The sequence below is a fragment of the Streptomyces sp. CB02980 genome, from assembly GCF_014451325.2.
In the GTDB taxonomy this organism is placed as follows: Bacteria; Actinomycetota; Actinomycetes; order Streptomycetales; family Streptomycetaceae; genus Streptomyces.
This window is the reverse complement of sequence record NZ_JACSCH020000021.1, coordinates 133,046-149,702: the sequence shown is the minus strand read 5'-3', so window position 1 is coordinate 149,702 and position 16,657 is coordinate 133,046. Positions and strand designations below refer to the sequence as shown.

17 protein-coding genes are annotated in these 16,657 nt (G+C 73.0%); 10 read left to right on the top strand and 7 right to left on the bottom strand.

What is annotated here, in order from left to right; genetic code table 11:
• The first annotated feature begins 20 nt into the window (after positions 1 to 20).
• On the top strand, positions 21 to 2,543 hold the full coding sequence (locus tag E0F75_RS33610; RefSeq protein WP_229314748.1) for a helicase C-terminal domain-containing protein: 2,523 nt from the start codon (positions 21 to 23) through the stop codon (positions 2,541 to 2,543).
• Positions 2,544 to 2,596: 53 nt separating this feature from the next.
• On the opposite strand, the gene E0F75_RS33605 is transcribed toward E0F75_RS33610, so the two are convergent.
• Positions 2,597 to 2,791: a hypothetical protein gene (locus E0F75_RS33605; RefSeq protein ID WP_229314747.1), complete on the bottom strand. Its 195-nt coding sequence runs from the start codon at positions 2,789 to 2,791 to the stop codon at positions 2,597 to 2,599.
• Positions 2,792 to 2,903: 112 nt separating this feature from the next.
• On the opposite strand from E0F75_RS33605, the gene E0F75_RS33600 reads away from it, so the two are divergent.
• Positions 2,904 to 4,544: a DNA repair helicase XPB gene (locus E0F75_RS33600; protein ID WP_229314746.1), complete on the top strand. Its 1,641-nt coding sequence runs from the start codon at positions 2,904 to 2,906 to the stop codon at positions 4,542 to 4,544.
• A 77-nt stretch (positions 4,545 to 4,621) separates the two neighbouring features.
• Here the strand turns inward: E0F75_RS33600 and E0F75_RS33595 are convergent, their stop codons facing one another.
• A complete protein-coding gene (locus E0F75_RS33595) occupies positions 4,622 to 4,939 on the bottom strand; it encodes a hypothetical protein (protein WP_229314745.1) in 318 nt (105 codons plus the stop codon).
• Between the two features lie 48 nt (positions 4,940 to 4,987).
• Complete coding sequence (locus tag E0F75_RS33590; protein ID WP_229314744.1) at positions 4,988 to 5,176, bottom strand: hypothetical protein; 189 nt, start codon at positions 5,174 to 5,176, stop codon at positions 4,988 to 4,990.
• Positions 5,177 to 5,424: 248 nt separating this feature from the next.
• Between E0F75_RS33590 and E0F75_RS33585 the strand changes: the two genes are divergently transcribed.
• Positions 5,425 to 7,452 (top strand): ATP-binding domain-containing protein, encoded by a 2,028-nt coding sequence (locus E0F75_RS33585; protein ID WP_229314743.1) that lies wholly within the window; start codon positions 5,425 to 5,427, stop codon positions 7,450 to 7,452.
• Positions 7,453 to 7,628: 176 nt separating this feature from the next.
• Positions 7,629 to 8,201 (top strand): dihydrofolate reductase family protein, encoded by a 573-nt coding sequence (locus E0F75_RS33580; RefSeq protein WP_229314742.1) that lies wholly within the window; start codon positions 7,629 to 7,631, stop codon positions 8,199 to 8,201.
• On the opposite strand, the gene E0F75_RS33575 is transcribed toward E0F75_RS33580, so the two are convergent.
• The 3 genes from E0F75_RS33575 to E0F75_RS33565 all read right to left on the bottom strand — a co-directional run bounded on the left by E0F75_RS33575 (position 8,198) and on the right by E0F75_RS33565 (position 11,041).
• Complete coding sequence (locus tag E0F75_RS33575; RefSeq protein ID WP_229314741.1) at positions 8,198 to 9,118, bottom strand: aminoglycoside phosphotransferase family protein; 921 nt, start codon at positions 9,116 to 9,118, stop codon at positions 8,198 to 8,200. The genes E0F75_RS33580 and E0F75_RS33575 overlap by 4 nt on opposite strands.
• A 161-nt stretch (positions 9,119 to 9,279) precedes the next feature.
• On the bottom strand, positions 9,280 to 9,978 hold the full coding sequence (locus E0F75_RS33570) for a copper homeostasis protein CutC (protein ID WP_229314740.1): 699 nt from the start codon (positions 9,976 to 9,978) through the stop codon (positions 9,280 to 9,282).
• 52 nt (positions 9,979 to 10,030) lie between these two features.
• Complete coding sequence (locus E0F75_RS33565; protein WP_229314739.1) at positions 10,031 to 11,041, bottom strand: DUF748 domain-containing protein; 1,011 nt, start codon at positions 11,039 to 11,041, stop codon at positions 10,031 to 10,033.
• A gap of 185 nt (positions 11,042 to 11,226) precedes the next feature.
• Here E0F75_RS33565 and E0F75_RS33560 point away from each other — a divergent pair, with 185 nt between their 5' ends.
• The 3 genes from E0F75_RS33560 (at position 11,227) to E0F75_RS33550 (ending at position 14,353) form a co-directional block, all read left to right on the top strand.
• On the top strand, positions 11,227 to 11,511 hold the full coding sequence (locus E0F75_RS33560) for a heavy-metal-associated domain-containing protein (RefSeq protein WP_229314738.1): 285 nt from the start codon (positions 11,227 to 11,229) through the stop codon (positions 11,509 to 11,511).
• Positions 11,512 to 11,758: 247 nt separating this feature from the next.
• Positions 11,759 to 14,035: a cation-translocating P-type ATPase gene (locus E0F75_RS33555; protein ID WP_229314737.1), complete on the top strand. Its 2,277-nt coding sequence runs from the start codon at positions 11,759 to 11,761 to the stop codon at positions 14,033 to 14,035.
• Positions 14,036 to 14,071: 36 nt separating this feature from the next.
• Positions 14,072 to 14,353, top strand: a complete 282-nt coding sequence (locus E0F75_RS33550; RefSeq protein ID WP_015035316.1) for a metal-sensitive transcriptional regulator — start codon at positions 14,072 to 14,074, stop codon at positions 14,351 to 14,353.
• A 27-nt stretch (positions 14,354 to 14,380) separates the two neighbouring features.
• Here the strand turns inward: E0F75_RS33550 and E0F75_RS33545 are convergent, their stop codons facing one another.
• The gene (locus E0F75_RS33545) at positions 14,381 to 14,548 is read right to left on the bottom strand and encodes a hypothetical protein (RefSeq protein WP_229314736.1); all 168 of its coding nucleotides are present in this window, start codon (positions 14,546 to 14,548) and stop codon (positions 14,381 to 14,383) included.
• 83 nt (positions 14,549 to 14,631) lie between these two features.
• Between E0F75_RS33545 and E0F75_RS33540 the strand changes: the two genes are divergently transcribed.
• The 3 genes from E0F75_RS33540 to E0F75_RS33530 all read left to right on the top strand — a co-directional run bounded on the left by E0F75_RS33540 (position 14,632) and on the right by E0F75_RS33530 (position 16,578).
• Entirely contained in the window at positions 14,632 to 15,024 is a 393-nt protein-coding gene (locus E0F75_RS33540) for a BlaI/MecI/CopY family transcriptional regulator (protein WP_055598815.1), read from the top strand.
• A complete protein-coding gene (locus E0F75_RS33535) occupies positions 15,021 to 15,938 on the top strand; it encodes a M56 family metallopeptidase (protein ID WP_229314735.1) in 918 nt (305 codons plus the stop codon). The genes E0F75_RS33540 and E0F75_RS33535 overlap by 4 nt, the downstream gene beginning before the upstream one ends.
• A 160-nt stretch (positions 15,939 to 16,098) precedes the next feature.
• Positions 16,099 to 16,578, top strand: a complete 480-nt coding sequence (locus E0F75_RS33530; protein ID WP_229314734.1) for a GNAT family N-acetyltransferase — start codon at positions 16,099 to 16,101, stop codon at positions 16,576 to 16,578.
• Positions 16,579 to 16,657: the final 79 nt, after the last annotated feature.

Genomic DNA, 16,657 nt, shown 5'->3' with positions numbered 1-16,657 from the left:
CAGCGGCTAACGTGGTGCGGATGGGGATCGGTGAGCTCGACCGGGAGGCGCACGTGCCCGAGGTAACTGGCGTCGCCGCGGCGCCCCGCACACTCGCTGAGGCGCTGCGCGCGCGGGGCGACGAGGGGCTCGCCACGCTGTTGCGGGCCCGGCCCGATCTGTTGAGTCCCGTGCCGAACGATCTGACGCAGCTGGCGACGCGCGCCGGGACGCGGGGTTCGGTGGTGCGGGCCCTGGAGCGGCTCGACCGGTTCGCCCTCCAGACGGCCGAAGCGCTCGCGGTGGCTCAGGACCCGGCGCCGTACCCCGTACTCCTGGCTCTGCTCACCGGCGACGAGGGTGATGCGGAGATCGAGGCGGCGCTGCCGGGCGCGGTGGCGCTGCTGCGCGAGCAGGCGCTCGTGTGGGGCGAGGACGACCGGCTGCGGCTGGTGCGGACGGCGCGGGAGCTGCTCGCGCCGTCGGCGCAGCATCCGTCGCCGACGGGTCTCGGGCCGACGGTCGCGGAGGCGACGTCGGGGATGTCGCCGGGCCGGGTGCAGGAGATCATCGCGGCGGCGGGGCTGCCGACGACGCACGATCCGGTGTCGGCGGTGGCGGCGCTGACGGGGCTGTTCACGGACCGGGACCGGATGGGCTCGCTGCTCGACACGGCGTCGCCGGACGCGTTGTCCGTGCTCGACCGGCTGGTGTGGGGTCCGCCGTACGGCGAGGTGACGGCGAAGCCGGCGGCTCCGGTGCAGTGGCTGCGCGACCACGGCCTGCTGCTTCCCGTGTCGGCGCGGACGATGGTGCTGCCGCGTGAGGTGGCGCTGCATCTGCGGGGCGGGCGGGCGCACCGGGCGCCGGAGCCGCTGGCGCCGGTGCCGGGGGTGTTGCGGGAGTACCGCCCACAGGTGGTGGACAGTGCGGCGGCCGGGCAGGCGCAGCTGGCGCTCGCGACGGTCGAGGAGCTGCTGAAGTCCTGGGACCGGGGCGGGCCGCCGGTGCTGCGGGCGGGCGGTCTGTCCGTGCGGGATCTCAAGCGGACTGCGGTGGCGCTCGACGTCTCGGAGGAGACGGCGGCGTTCTGGCTGGAGCTCTGTTACGGGGCGGGGCTGCTCGCGTCGGACGGTGAGGCGGACGAGCGGTACGCGCCGACGCCCGCGTACGACGACTGGCTCGATCTGCCGCCGGCGGAACGCTGGGCGCTGCTCGTCACGCCGTGGCTGACGGCGACCCGTACGCCGGGTCTGGCCGGCGGTCAGGACACGAAGGGCCGGACGCTGTCGGTGCTCGGCCCGGATCTGGACCGGTCGCCCGCGCCGGAGGTCCGGCACCGGGTGCTCGGGCTGCTCGCGACGCTGCCGCCGGGTTCGTCGGCGGAGCCGGAGTCGCTGTTCGCGCGGCTGCGGTGGGAGCGGCCGCTCCGCGGGGCGTCCGCAGCGGAGGAGAGCGGCGACCTGCGGTCGCGGCTGGCCCGCTGGGCGCTGGCGGAGGCGGAGCTCCTCGGCCTTACGGGGCGGGGTGCCCTGTCGGGGCCGGCCCGTGCGCTGCTGAACCTTCCGCTGGCGGAGGCGGCGTCCGCCGGGGCGCTGGGCGGGGGCGTGGAACTGTCGGTGGCGGCGGGGCGGGCGGCGACGCTCCTGGCCCCGCTCCTGCCGGAGGCCGTCGACCACGTACTCCTCCAGGCGGACCTGACGGCGGTGGCGCCGGGGCCGCTGAGCCGGCCGCTGGCCGATGCGCTCGCGGTGCTCGCGGACGTGGAATCGAAGGGTGGAGCGACGGTCTACCGGTTCACGCCCGGGTCCGTACGGCGCGCGCTCGACTCCGGGCAGACCGCCACTGACCTGCACGAGTTCCTCAAGTCGCACTCCCGGACGCCGGTCCCGCAGCCGCTCGCGTATCTGATCGACGACGTGGCGAGACGCCACGGCCATCTGCGGGTCGGGGCGGCGTCGGCGTACGTGCGCTGCGACGACGACACGGTGCTGGGCGAGATCCTGGCGGACCGCCGCTCGTCGTCCCTCGGCCTGCGCCGCCTCGCGCCGACGGTCCTCGCGGCGCAGACGGACCCGACGTCGCTGCTCGACGGGCTGCGGTCGATGGGGTACGCGCCGGCGGCCGAGTCGACGACGGGCGACGTCCTGATCACGCGGGCGGACGCGTACCGCACGGGCGCGCGTACGGCCCCGGTGCCGGTGCCGGACGGCCCGCCGGCCCCCGACACGACGCTGCTCGGCGCGGCGGTCAGGGCGATCCGCGCGGGCGACCGGGCGGCGACGGCGGTCCGCAAGGAACCGGCGGCCCCGACGGCGGCGGGCGCCCTGCCGCGCACATCGGCGGCGGAGACCCTGGCGACGGTCCAGGCGGCGGCGATGACGGGCTCGGCGGTCTGGATCGGTTACGTGAACGCGGAGGGCGGCGCGAGCCAGCGGGTGATCGCCCCGGTGCGGGTGGAGGGCGGCTTCGTGACGGCCTACGACCACACGGCGGACGAGGTCCGCACCTACCCGCTGCACCGGATCACGGGCGTGGCGGAACTGGCGGACGACCAGGTGTAGGGCGTGCCCTCAGGATCGGTCCCGCGAGGCCGGACCGATCCGGAGGACGGGTCTCAGGTCCTCGGGCTGACGAGAGCCGCGGGGTCGACCTCCAGCGGGAACGGCTTCTCGACGAGTGTCGTCCGCCCCGCCTCGGCGACGGTCCGCTCCACGTAGCGGCCGTCCTGCAGCTCGCAGACGACCAGCGTCGGGACGGGCTCCAGTTCAGTGGTCCAGGGCCCGTAGTGCGGATCGTGCGCGACGCTCACCTCGCCACCTCCCTCTCGTGGAACCGGTCGCCTTCAGTGTGGCAGGCCCCACCGGCGACCGCCGGGCGTCAGGCACACTGGATGTTTGGCCCGTGCGAAGGGATGTACGTACGTGAACGGACCGCTCATCGTCCAGAGTGACAAGACGCTGCTTCTGGAGGTCGACCACGAGCTCGCCGATGCCTGTCGGCGGGCCATCGCGCCGTTCGCCGAGCTGGAGCGGGCGCCCGAGCACATTCACACGTACCGGCTGACGCCGCTCGGGCTGTGGAACGCGCGGGCCGCAGGCCACGACGCCGAGCAGGTCGTCGACGCGCTCGTCGAGTACTCGCGCTATCCCGTCCCGCACGCGCTGCTCGTCGACATCGCCGAGACCATGGCCCGCTACGGGCGTCTCACGCTGTCCAAGCATCCGACGCACGGGCTCGTGCTGACCAGCACCGACCGGCCCGTGCTCGAGGAGATCCTGCGGTCGCGGAAGGTGCAGCCGCTCGTCGGCGAGCGGATCGACCCCGACACCGTCGTCGTGCACCCCTCCGAGCGCGGGCAGATCAAGCAGACGCTGCTGAAGCTGGGATGGCCCGCCGAGGACCTCGCCGGGTACGTCGACGGCGAGGCCCACCGGATCGACCTCGCCGAGGACGGATGGGCCCTGCGGCCGTATCAGAAGCAGGCCGTCGAGGGCTTCTGGCACGGTGGGTCCGGCGTCGTCGTCCTGCCCTGCGGTGCCGGAAAGACGCTGGTCGGGGCCGGTGCGATGGCTCAGGCCAAGGCGACCACGCTCATTCTCGTCACCAACACCGTCTCCGCCCGCCAGTGGAAGCACGAGCTGGTCAAGCGGACCTCGCTCACCGAGGACGAGATCGGCGAGTACAGCGGTACGAAGAAGGAGATCCGGCCGGTCACCATCGCCACGTACCAGGTGCTCACCACCAAGCGGAAGGGGATCTACCCCCACCTGGAGCTGTTCGACTCCCGGGACTGGGGTCTGATCGTCTACGACGAGGTGCACCTGCTTCCCGCGCCCGTCTTCAAGTTCACCGCCGATCTGCAGGCCCGCCGCCGTCTCGGGCTCACCGCCACCCTCGTCCGCGAGGACGGCCGCGAGTCCGACGTCTTCTCGCTCATCGGGCCCAAGCGGTTCGACGCGCCCTGGAAGGAGATCGAGGCGCAGGGCTACATCGCGCCGGCCGACTGCGTCGAGGTCCGCGTGAACCTGACCGACTCCGAGCGGCTCGCCTACGCCACCGCCGAGGCCGAGGAGAAGTACCGCTTCTGCGCCACGACCGCGACGAAGCGGAAGGTGACCGAGGCCCTCGTGAAGAAGTTCGAGGGGCAGCAGATCCTCGTCATCGGGCAGTACATCGACCAGCTCGACGAGCTCGGCGAGCACCTGGACGCGCCCGTCATCAAGGGCGAGACCCCGAACGCCCAGCGCGAGAAGCTCTTCGACGCCTTCCGGACCGGCGAGATCAGCGTGCTCGTCGTGTCGAAGGTCGCGAACTTCTCCATCGACCTGCCCGAGGCGACCGTCGCCATCCAGGTGTCCGGCACGTTCGGCTCCCGCCAGGAGGAGGCACAGCGCCTCGGCCGGGTACTCCGGCCGAAGGCCGACGGCCACCAGGCGCACTTCTACTCGGTGGTCGCCCGCGACACCATCGACCAGGACTTCGCCGCCCACCGGCAGCGGTTCCTCGCCGAGCAGGGGTACGCGTACCGGATCGTCGACGCGGACGAGCTGCTCGCGCCGTAGAGCGATCCCGTGGAGCGGTCCCGTGGAGCGGTCGGCTGGGGCCTGCGCGGCCCCGGTCATGATCCGCCGGACGCCCCCTAGTCCATGAGCGCCAGCACGGGGGCCGTCACCGCCAGGGCGTACTCGGCGATCACCAGGCCCTTGCGGGGCGCGATCAGGGCCGCCACTCCCGTGAGGGCTCCCAGGAACAGGGTCCAGAACGCCGCCGTGACGAACCCCTTGGCGGCGCCGTCCCCCTCGACGGCGTCGCCGAGCACCACCACGACGGTGGCGACGAAGCATGCCGCCAGCAGGAGGAATCCACAGCCGGCGACGACGCGCAGGGCGCCGGGGCTCGGGGCGTTGGGGTCGGTGGCGTGGGGGCGGTCGGTGAGGTCGGTCGGCGGCGTCGTCATGGGTCGATCACATCAGGGGCCGTCCCGCCGCGGCAGACGTTCTCGTACTCAGTCGGGGCCGGGGGCGTACTCAGGGCGCGGGTTCCTGATGCCGGCCTCCGGCGGCCCGTAGTCGCCCAGGAGGACGACGCCGGCCGCGGCGCCGCCGAAGGCGCGTATCGCGCGCAGGGCCGTGTCGAGGGGGCGGACCCGCGGGCGGGTCACGCTGGTCACGAGGGTGAAGGTCGTCGCGGTCATGTCTCCATGATGGAATTCGGACATTCATGACACATCGGCCTGGGGGGTGAACCGGGCCGGGGGCGGTGTCCGACGTGAGACGGACCCCGTCCCCTACGGGGTGGAGAGGGGGGAAACCGTTCGCCCCCGGCCCCGCTCAGGAGTTACACTCGCCAGCTTCCCCGCCTCCCTCCGTGGAGAGCCGCCGCCCGGTCGGTAACCGGCGGCCACCTCGACGTGTCCGCGTACTTCTCCCCGGAGGCTCCGCCGTGCCCGTGTCCGACGATCCCCTCGCGCGTGAGCGTGCCCATCTGACCTCCTCCCGCGCCGCCCTGCGCGCGATGCGCGAGGACGTGGAGGCGCTCGACATCAAGGACGTCACCGCGAACTGGGTGAACTCGCTGGTGCTCGGGCGGCAGATCGAGGACCGGATCAAGGCACTCGCGGATCTGTCCCACACCCCGCTGTTCTTCGGGCGGCTCGACTACCTGCACACCACGCAGGAGGGGCAGCGCTTCTACATCGGGCGGCGCCACGTGCACGACGCCGACGGCGACCCGATGGTGATCGACTGGCGTGCGCCGGTCTCACAGCCGTACTACCAGGCATCGAAGAAGGACCCGCAGGACGTCGGGCTGCGCCGGCGCTTCGGCTACACGGGCGGCGAGCTCACCGCGTACGAGGACGAGCACCTCTCCGACCCCGAGGAGCTCGAACAGACCAGCCGGCTGCTCCAGGCCGAGATCGAGCGGCCCCGCGTCGGCCCCATGCGGGACATCGTCGCGACCATCCAGCCCGAGCAGGACGGGATCGTCCGGTCCGATCTCTCCGGGACCGTGTGCGTGCAGGGAGGGCCCGGGACCGGTAAGACCGCCGTCGGTCTGCACCGTGTCGCCTATCTGCTGTACGCGCACCGGGAGCGGCTGGCCCGGACCGGGACGCTGGTCATCGGGCCCAACCGGTCCTTCCTGCACTACATCGAGCAAGTCCTCCCCGCACTGGGCGAGTTGGAGGTCAAGCAGGCCACCGTCGACGATCTCGTCGGCGGGCAGGTCGAGGTGCGGGGCACGGACGAGGCCGCCACCGCCGTCGTCAAGGGCGACGCCCGGATGGCGGAGCTGCTGCGGCGCGCGGTGCGTGCGCACGTGGCGCTGCCCAAGGAGTCCCTCATGGTGGTGCGCGGGTCGCGCCGCTGGCGGGTGCCCGCGTACGAACTGGAGGAGATCGTCCGGGAGTTGCTGGACCGCGACATCCGGTACGGGGCCGCCCGCGAGGCGCTGCCGCAGCGCATCGCGCACTCGGTCCTGGTGCGGATGGAGGAGGCCGGTGAGGCGCCCGACGACCGGGTGCAGAACGCCGTCGCGCGCAACACGGCCGTGAAGGCCGTCGTGAAGGAGTGCTGGCCGCTGGTGGAGCCCGCGAAGCTGGTGCTCCGGCTGCTCGGCGACGCGGAGTTCCTGGCGGAGCACGCCCAGGGGCTGTTCACCGAGGACGAGCAGAAGCTGCTGCTCTGGGCGAAGCCCGCCCGGAGCGTGAAGACGGCGAAGTGGTCGGCGGCGGACGCGGTCCTCATCGACGAGGCGCGGGACCTGGTGGAGCGGACGCACTCGCTCGGCCACGTCGTCCTCGACGAGGCGCAGGACCTGTCCCCGATGCAGTACCGGGCGGTGGGACGGCGCTGCACGACCGGCTCGGCGACCATCCTCGGCGACCTCGCGCAGGGCACGACGCCATGGGCGACCGCGAGCTGGGCGGAGGCCCTCGGACACCTGGGGAAGCCGGAGGCCGTGGTGGAGGAGCTGACCGCCGGTTTCCGTGTGCCGCGTGAGGTCATCGCGTACGCCTCGCGGCTCCTTCCGCACATGTCGCCGGGGCTCGCGGCCGTGGAGTCGGTGCGTGAGAATCCGGGTTCGCTGGACGTGCGGCACACGGACGCGCTCGACCAGGACGTCGTCGCGGCCTGCGTCGAGGCGCTGGGCCACGACGGCTCCATCGGGCTGATCGCCGCCGACGCGCGGATCGCCCCGCTCGCGGAGGCGCTGACGGCCGCCGGGCTCGCGTACCTCTCCCCCGGTGAGGAGACCACGGCCGAGTCCCGGCTGACGCTGGTCCCGGCCTCGCTCGCGAAGGGCCTGGAGTACGACTACGTGGTCCTGGACGAGCCCGCGGCCGTCGTCGACGGCGAGCCGGACGAGCGGACCGGTCTGCGCCGGCTGTACGTGGCGCTGACCCGTGCCGTGTCCGGGCTGACCGTCCTTCACTCCGCCCCGATTCCGGAGCAGTTGGCGCAGGTGTGAGCCGACTCGGCGCGCCGCCCGTCGCCGCCCGTCGCCGCCCGTCGCCGCTCCGGAGGGCGACGCGGACGAACCGGGCGGCGGCCGATGAGTTTCTTCGGGAGCGCCGGTCTATAGGTTGTATTCGCTGCTGAGCGCCAGGGCTGAGCGGCCGTCATGAACCCCACGGGAGACCCCAGATGCGCACCCTGATCAGCTCCGTCTTCGTCTCGCTCGACGGTGTCGTGGAGGCCCCCGGCGGCGAGCCCGGCTACCGGAACTCGGGCTGGACCTTCAAGGACGTGGAGTTCGTTCCGGAGGCGTACGCGCTCAAGGGCCGGGAGCAGGGGGAGGCCGGCGCGATGCTGCTCGGCCGGGCCAGCTACGAGGCCTTCAGCGCCGTGTGGCCCGACATGGAGGACTTCGCCGGCTACAAGGCGATGCCGAAGTACGTCGTGTCCACGACCCTCACCGAGGACGACCTGGTCGACAACTGGGGCGAGACCACGATCCTGCGCTCGCTCGACGAGGTCGCCGCGCTGAAGGAGACCGAGGGCCGCCCGATCATCATGCACGGCAGCGCTTCGCTGGGCCGTGCGCTCTCGGACGCCGGCCTGATCGACCGGTACCACCTGCTCGTCTTCCCGCTGCTGCTCGGCGCGGGGAAGCGGCTGTTCAGCGAGACGGACAAGGACACGCAGAAGCTGAAGCTCGTCGAGTACGAGGCGTACTCCAACGGCATCCAGAAGAACGTCTTCGACGTCGTCCGCTAGGGGGTGGTCGACTCCGCGTACTCCGCGAGCGCCTCGGTGCGGGTGCGGCGGGCGACCGCCGCGAGCACCGGGTTCTTCTCCCGGTAGTAGTGCTCGGTGACCAGGCCCCAGGCCAGGGCCCAGCCGCGTCCCCGCGCCCAGGTCGCGTCGTCGACGCGGGCCGCGTCGCGGAAGAGCGGGCGGGTGTCGGCGGAGAACAGGGTCCAGGCGGGCATCGTGTCGCAGGCCGGGTCGCCCGTACCGACGCCGCCGAAGTCGATGACGGCGCTCAGGCGGCCCTCGCGGCCGAGCAGATTGCCCGGCAGCAGGTCGCCGTGGACCCAGACGGGCGCGCCGTCCCACTGCGGGAGCCGCAGGACGGCCTCCCAGGAGGCGGTGGCAAGGTCCGCGTCGATCAGGCCCTCGGCGCCGAAGTCGCGGATCACGCCCGGCAGATGGCCTTCCTCCCAGCTGGTGACGTGACCGCCCCGGAAGGACGCGGGCCCGCCGCTCGCGTCGACGTCGCGCAGGGCGGCGCCGAAGCGGCCCAGCGCGACGGCCGCGTGGGCGAGGTCGGTGAGCGGGACGTCGTACGTGTCGTCGCCGTCGAGCCAGCGGTAGACCGACCAGGGCCACGGGAACTCCGCGCTCGCCCCGGCCCGCCCCACCGGGACCGGGACGTCCAGCGGCAGGTGCGGGGCGAGCAGGGGCAGCCAGCGCTGTTCCTTCTCGACGTGGCGCGCGGCGTACGGGACCCGGGGCAGCCGTACGACGAGGTCGTCGCCGAGCCGGAACATGACGTTGTCCGTGCCGGCCGACCGTACGGCCCTGACCGGGAGGCCGGCCCACTCGGGGAACCGCCCGGCGACGAGCCGTGCGACGAGCTCGGTGTCGACGGCGGGCGGCTCGTCGGGGTGCGTGGGGGTGGTGGCTGCCATGCCGGGGAGGCTAACGACCGGACCATGCCCGGGGCCAGGCGTTTTCCCGGGCGGGCAGGACTCCGGCCTCCCCGGCGGTGTCGCTCCGGCCTCCCTGACGGCCGTGAGTGCTCCGGCCTCCCCGGCGGGGGGGGGTCGCTCCGGTCGCGCCGCCGGAACCCCTACGCGTCCAGCGCCTCGCGCCACGTCCGTACCGCGTCCGCCGAGACCGGGGCCGCCCAGCCCTGGGGGCGGGCCGCGCCGCCGATGTGGAAGGCGTCGAGGCCCGCCGCGCGCAGTTCGGGGAGGTGGTCGAGGCGGAGGCCGCCGCCGACGAGGATCCGGGCCTCGTAGCCGGGCTCGCCCGCGCGGGCGGCCTCGGCCTTGAGGGTGGCCAGGCCGTCGTCGACGCCGGTGGCGGCGCCTGCCGTCAGGTAGGTGTCGAGGCCGGGCAGGTCGGCGAGGCGCTTGCGCAGTCCGTCGCGGTCGGCGGTGCGGTCGATCGCCCGGTGGAAGGTCCAGCGGCAGCCGTCGAGGACGGCGATGAGGCGCTCGACGGCCACGAGGTCGGGCTCGCCGTCGGGGGTGAGGAAGCCGAGGACGAACTCGTCTGCGCCCGCCTCGCGCAGTTCGAGGGCCCGGGCGACCAGGGCGTCGACGCCCTCGGGACCGCCGGCCGCGAAGCCGTCGGCGAGGCGGAGCATCACGCGCAGCGGGATGTCGACGGCGGCGCGGATGGCGGCGAAGCCGGTCCGGGACGGGGTGAGTCCGTCCGCCGCCATGTCGGTGACGAGTTCGAGCCTGTCGGCTCCACCGGTCTGGGCAGCGACCGCGTCTCCCTCGTCGAGGGCGATCACCTCAAGGACTGCACGGTTGCTCATCGAGCCCATTCCTCCACGAATGCATCTCTACAGGTCTAGTCCAATGACCAGCCTAGCCGTGCGCGTGGCCTCCCGCATCGTGCGTGGCCTCACCGGCTGCGGGGACGGGTGCCTTGCCACCCGCCGTGGACCCGGCCCCGGCCCCGCCCGCCGTCACCGTGAAGGCCGCCGTCCGCACCTTGCCCCCGTGCTGGAAGTCGAGGAACAGGCGGTACGTGCCCGCGCTGGGCGCCGTCGCCGTGAAGGAGACGTCCGGGCCGGGGCCGCCCTCGTTCGGGTGCACGTGGAGGTAGGCGAGGTCGCCGTCGCGCAGGGCGACGAGGTGTCCGTACGCCCCGAGGTACGGCTCCAGGTCGGTGACCGGCTTTCCGGCCTTGGTGACGGTGAGCCGGAGCTCGCCGGCCTTGCCGGGGTTCAGGGTGCCGCCGAGGCGAACCTGGTAGCCGTCGACGGTGGCGGTCGGGGCGACGGCGGGCAGCGGCTTCGGCGCGTACGCCCCCGGTACGGAGAGGTCGGCGCCGAGCGTGATGCCCCGGGCGCCGGGCGCGGCGGGCTTGAAGTCGGCGAAGGCCTTGTAGCCGCCGGCGCGGGGCAGGTCCGCGGTCACCGACCAGGTGCCGTCGGCCGCCTTCACGGGGTGCAGATGGCGGAAGGTGTTGAGGTCGCGCGAGGCGACGATGAAGTGCAGCTCCTTGCCGTGCTCGGTGGTGAACGCGGTGACCTTCCTGCCGGCCGAGTCCTTGACGGAGAACTTCAGGGTGCTCCTGCCCGCGGCGGTGACGGGGGTCTCCATGGCCAGGGTGTAGCCGCCCTCGGAGACCTGGAGGCCGCCGGGGGTGTTCGCGGCGGCGGTGCCGGGGTCGCTCGCGGGGGCGCCCTCCTCGTGCCCGGCGTGGCCGTCCGCCGCCGCACTCTTCGACGGCGCGGGCGCGGCCGCGTGCTCCCCGTGCCCGGCCTTCTTCGGCTCCTCGACGGGGCCGACGCCCGTGCCCAACCCGTATGCGGCCCCGAAGGTCGCGGCGAGTGCGGCGGCATAGGCAGTGATCTTCACTCCGGTGTTCATGGCTGCTCTCCCGTACGTGGGCGGTGGCGGCGTCGGTAGCCGTTCAATGCACTTCACCATACCCCTGGGGGGTATCAAGTCAAGTCGGGGAACTGCTTGCGTCAGATACGGGAGGGGGGTATACATGGAATCGAAGCCGATACCCCCCGAGGGTATCCCGCACCGGAACCGACCGAGGAGAAGCCATGGGCTCCTGCTGCACCCCCGACAACAGCTGCTCGACCACCACGGAGGCCACCGCCGTCGCGGTCGCCGACAGCACCGTCACCGTCTACGCCGTCTCCGGCATGACCTGCGGCCACTGCAAGACCGCGATCACCAAGTCCGTCAGCGCGCTCGACGGCGTCATCTCCGTCGACGTCGACGTCGACGGCGGCCTCGTCACCGTGACCACCGGCGGCGAGCCCGACGACGCGGCGATCACCGCGGCGGTCGACGACGCGGGCTACGAGCTCACCGGCCGCGCCTGACCGACAGCCCCCTCGGCCGCCGGGCTCGAAATCCGCCGCACCGCCTACCAGCGCCTCCACCCCCGGGGCCGGCGAGCGAGCCGAAGGGGCGCGCCGGGGGAACGGACCCGAGCGCGCGGAGCCTCCCGAGGAACGAGGGAGGCGAGCACGGTCGGGTCCGTGAGCCCGGCTCCAGCGCCCCGGTGGGGGTCCCCCCGGCGAAGCGAGGGGGAGAACCGAGCCCCGAAAAAGAGGAGCAGGAACAGTCATGACAACGACGACACCGGGCACCGCCCAGGTCGAGCTCGCCATCGGCGGCATGACCTGCGCCTCGTGTGCGGCCCGCATCGAGAAGAAGCTCAACCGGATGGACGGGGTCGAGGCCACCGTCAACTACGCCACCGAGAAGGCGAAGGTCACCTTCGACGCCGACATCGACGTCGCCGACCTCATCGCCACCGTCGAGGCCACCGGCTACACCGCGGCCGAGCCCGCGCCCCCGCGGTCCGAGACCCCCGGCGCCCCCGACGGCCCCTCCGACGAGGAGAGGGCCGACGAGGAGCTGCGGCCCCTCAAGCAGCGGCTGATCACCGCCGTCGCCCTCGCCGTGCCCGTCATCGCCATGGCGATGGTCCCGGCGCTCCAGATCGAGTACTGGCAGTGGCTGAGCCTCACGCTCGCCGCGCCGGTCGTCGTCTACGCCGCCTGGCCGTTCCACCGCGCCGCCTGGACGAACGCCAGGCACGGCGCCGCCACCATGGACACGCTGATCTCGGTCGGCACGATCGCCGCCTTCCTGTGGTCCCTGTGGGCGCTGTTCTTCGGGACCGCCGGCACGCCGGGGATGACCCACCCGTTCGAGTTCACGATCGCCCGCACCGACGGCGCCGGGAACATCTACCTGGAGGCCGCCGCCGGCGTCACCGCCTTCATCCTCGCCGGCCGCTACTTCGAGGCCCGGTCGAAGCGCAAGGCGGGCGCCGCGCTCAAGGCGCTGATGCAGCTGGGCGCCAAGGAGGTCACCGTCCTGCGCGGCGGCCGCGAGGTCACCGTACCCACCGCCGAACTCCAGGTCGGCGACCGCTTCCTGGTCCGCCCCGGCGAGAAGATCGCCACCGACGGCACCGTCGTCGAGGGCTCATCCGCCGTCGACGCCTCCATGCTCACCGGCGAGTCCGTCCCGGTCGAGGTCTCCGTCGGCGACTCCGTCACCGGCGCCACCCTGAACGCCGGCGGCCGTCTCGTCGTCGAGGCCACCCGCGTCGGCGCCGACACCCAGCTCGCCCGGATGGCCAAGCTCGTCGAGGACGCGCAGAACGGCAAGGCCGCCGCCCAGCGCCTCGCCGACCGGATCTCGGCCGTCTTCGTCCCCATCGTCATCGCGCTCGCGCTCGGCACCCTCGGCTTCTGGCTGGGCACGGGACAGGGACTGACCGCGGCCTTCACCGCCGCCGTCGCCGTCCTGATCATCGCCTGCCCCTGCGCCCTCGGCCTGGCCACCCCGACCGCCCTCATGGTCGGCACCGGCCGCGGCGCGCAGCTCGGCATCCTCATCAAGGGACCCGAGGTCCTGGAGACCACCCGCAAGGTCGACACGATCGTCCTCGACAAGACCGGCACCGTCACCACCGGCCGGATGACCCTCCTCAAGGTCCACACCGCCGGGGGCGGCGGTGGTGTCGGCGAGATGGACGTCCTGCGCCTCGCGGGCGCCCTGGAGCACGCCTCCGAGCACCCGATCGCCCAGGCCGTCGCCACCGGCGCCGCCGCCAAGGTCGGCACCCTGCCCACCCCCGAGGACTTCGCCAACATCCCCGGACTCGGCGTCCAGGGCGTCGTCGACGGCCACGCCGTCCTCGTCGGCCGCGAGAAGCTCCTCGAAGAGTGGGCCATGGCCCTCCCGGCGGATCTCAAGGCCGCCAAGGACACGGCCGAGAAGGCCGGCAGGACCGCGATCGCGGTGGCCTGGGACGGCGAGGCCCGCGCGGTCCTGGAAGTCGCCGACGCCGTCAAGGAGACCAGCCCCGAGGCCATCCGGCGGCTGCGCGCCCTCGGCCTCACCCCGATCCTGCTCACCGGTGACAACAAGGCGGTCGCCGAGGCCGTCGCCGCCGAGGTCGGCATCGACGAGGTCATCGCCGAGGTCATGCCGCAGGACAAGGTCGACGTCGTCAAGAGGCTCCAGGCGGAGGGCCGTTCGGTCGCCATGGTCGGCGACGGCGTCAACGACGCGGCCGCCCTCGCCCAGGCCGACCTCGGTCTGGCCATGGGCACCGGGACGGACGCCGCCATCGAGGCCGGCGACCTGACCCTCGTACGGGGAGACCTGCGGGCCGCGGCCGACGCGATCCGGCTCTCCCGCAAGACGCTCGGCACGATCCGCTCGAACCTCTTCTGGGCCTTCGCCTACAACGTGGCGGCCCTGCCGCTCGCCGCGGCCGGACTGCTCAACCCGATGATCGCGGGCGCGGCCATGGCCTTCTCCTCGGTCTTCGTGGTCGGCAACAGCCTCCGCCTGCGGGGCTTCCAGGCCGCCGACAAGTGATGTGACGCCGACTAGCGAGGTGACGGGGAGACTGCCATGGCCGGTTACGGACAGCACAAGGAAGACATCATCAGACGCCTGCGCCGGATCGAGGGCCAGGTCAGGGGGGTGCAGCGGATGGTCGACGAGGACGTCTACTGCATCGACGTCCTCACCCAGGTCTCCGCGATCAACGCGGCCCTCCAGTCCTGCGCGGTGGCCCTGCTCGACGAGCACCTGAGCTGCTGCGTCACGGAGGCCATCGCACAGGGCGGGGACCAGGCGAAGGTGAAGGTGGGCGAGGCGTCGAAGGCGATCGCCCGGCTGATCCGGACGTGACCGGGTGACATGACGGACTAGGCGGTATCAACCGCCCTTGCGTGAGGGACAGTCGGCGGACAGCGTGAGACTCAGCCGGAGGCAGAGGCCGAGCAGCTGCCGGAGGAGCACCAGCTCCACCGTTCCGGGCAGACCGGAGCCGCAGACCTTCACGCAGGGGCGGTTCCGCGTAGGGATCTTCAGGAGGGTCGACATCCTGCCAGCGTACCCCTGGGGGGTATACCTGAGCGAGGGGACCGGCCCGTACGATGAGCCGCCCGTAGGGGGAGGGGATGCACGTGCGCCGGCTGGGAGAGCTGGAGGCCGAGATCATGGACCGACTGTGGGCCTGGCAGCGGCCCGCCACGGTCCGCGAGATCGTCGACGACATCAACCGCGGCCGACGGGTCGCCTACACGACCGTCATGACCGTCGCGGACATCCTGCACCGCAAGGGCTGGCTCCGCCGCGAGAAGGCCGGCCGGGCCTGGCTGTACGAGCCCGTCCGCAGCCGCGAGGAGTACACCGCCGGTCTGATGCGGGACGCGCTCGGAGACAGCCAGGACCGCCCGGCCGCCCTCCTCCGGTTCGTCGAGGTCATCTCGGACGAGGACATGGACGCCCTCGACGCGGCCCTCCGCGCCGCCCGCGGCGACCACGACCCGCACCTCGGCGGCGGGAGCGGCGCGTGAACGTGAACCATCACGTCCTCGTCCCGCTCGGCCTCGTCGTCCTCACCGGCTTCCTCGTCCCCTGGCTGCTCGTCCGGGCGCGCTGGGCCCAGCAGGCGCCCCGGCTCGCCCTCGGCGTGTGGGCCGCGTGCGGCGCCGCCTTCGCCGCCGCGACCGCCCTGCTGGCGGCCCAGCTGGTCCTGTCGAGCGCCGGCAGCCACCGTCTCGCGGACATGATGTTCGCGTTCCAACCGCCCACGGTCGAGCAGCTCCTGGGCCTCGACGGGCGCGAGCGGTTCGCCTTCACGCTCTCCCTCGCCGTGCTCTCGATGCCCGCCGCCGCGTTCGTCCGCCGGCTGGTCAGGGCCCGCCGGATGCGGGTGCGGCACGCGGGGGTGCTGCGGCTCGTCGGACGGTACGACCCCGCGCTGCGGGCCACCGTCCTCGACGACGAGCGCCCCGCCGTGTACTGCCTGCCGGGCCGCTCGCGCCGGGTCGTCGTCTCCTCGGGCGCGGTGGACGCCCTCACCCCCGCCCAGCTCGCGGCGGCGCTCGCGCACGAGCGGGCCCACATCGCGGGGCGGCACCATCTGCTCGTCGCCGCGGCGGAGGCGTTCGCGGCCGTGTTCTCGCGCCTGCCGCTCGCCCGGCACGGGGAGGGCTCCGTACGGCTGCTGCTCGAAATGGCGGCGGACGACCGGGCGTTGCGCCGGTGCACGCGGGACGCGCTGGCCACGGCGCTGTACGCGCTCGCGTCGGGACGGGCGCCGCGGTCCGCGTTCGCGGCGGGCGGGCCGTCGGCGGCGCTGCGGATGCGGCGCATCCTCACCCCGCACAGCGCCGGGCATCCCGTCCTGCGCGGTCTGATGACCATCGCGGCCGCGGGTCTCGCGATGACGCCCTTGATCGTCGCCTGCTGTTCCTTCCCCGGTTAATCGACTCGCTTCAGTACGTCCGATCAGTACGTCCGACCTGCCGAACCGCGCTATTTACTAAGCGAATTCGTAGATTTCGCATCGGTCACGAACAACTGAATTCCCCGCTATTGTGGGTATGTTGGGGCTCGGGCTCGGCACGTCGAAGGGTACAAAACCGATGCAGCTGGCTGGCGTTCGGACGGCCGCGGCCGGCGATGCGACGACGATATCCAGGCTGCTCGCCGACGTCATTCGGAGCAGCTACGCGGGAATCCTGGACGAAATCCCGATGCGGCGACTGATCTCCGCACAATGCGCACTCCCCCGCATACGCGCGGAAATTGAAATTCCCGGCGGCGCGCCCGGCTGGCTCGGCTGGCTCGTCGCGACCGACACGGAGGGCGCGGTCGTGGGTGTCGCCGCGGGCGGTGTCCCGGTGCCGGGCGAGGGCGAGGTCTACGCCCTCGCGGTGGCGTCCGGCTCCCGTCGCCGGGGTGTGGGTACGGCCCTGCTGGCGGCGGCCACGGACCGGATGCGGAACTTCGGGGCAGGGGACCAGCGGGTGGAGCTCCCCGCGGAGGCGGACCCGGCCCTGCCCTTCTACACCCACCTGGGCTTCGCCGCCCTCTCCGCCAGACGCTGGAGCAGAACGCTGTAGCGACAGCCGCACTCCCGGGCGTGGCAGATCCACGCCATCGCGTGTTCACGCAGCCCGATCCGGTGGATCGGGGTTCCTC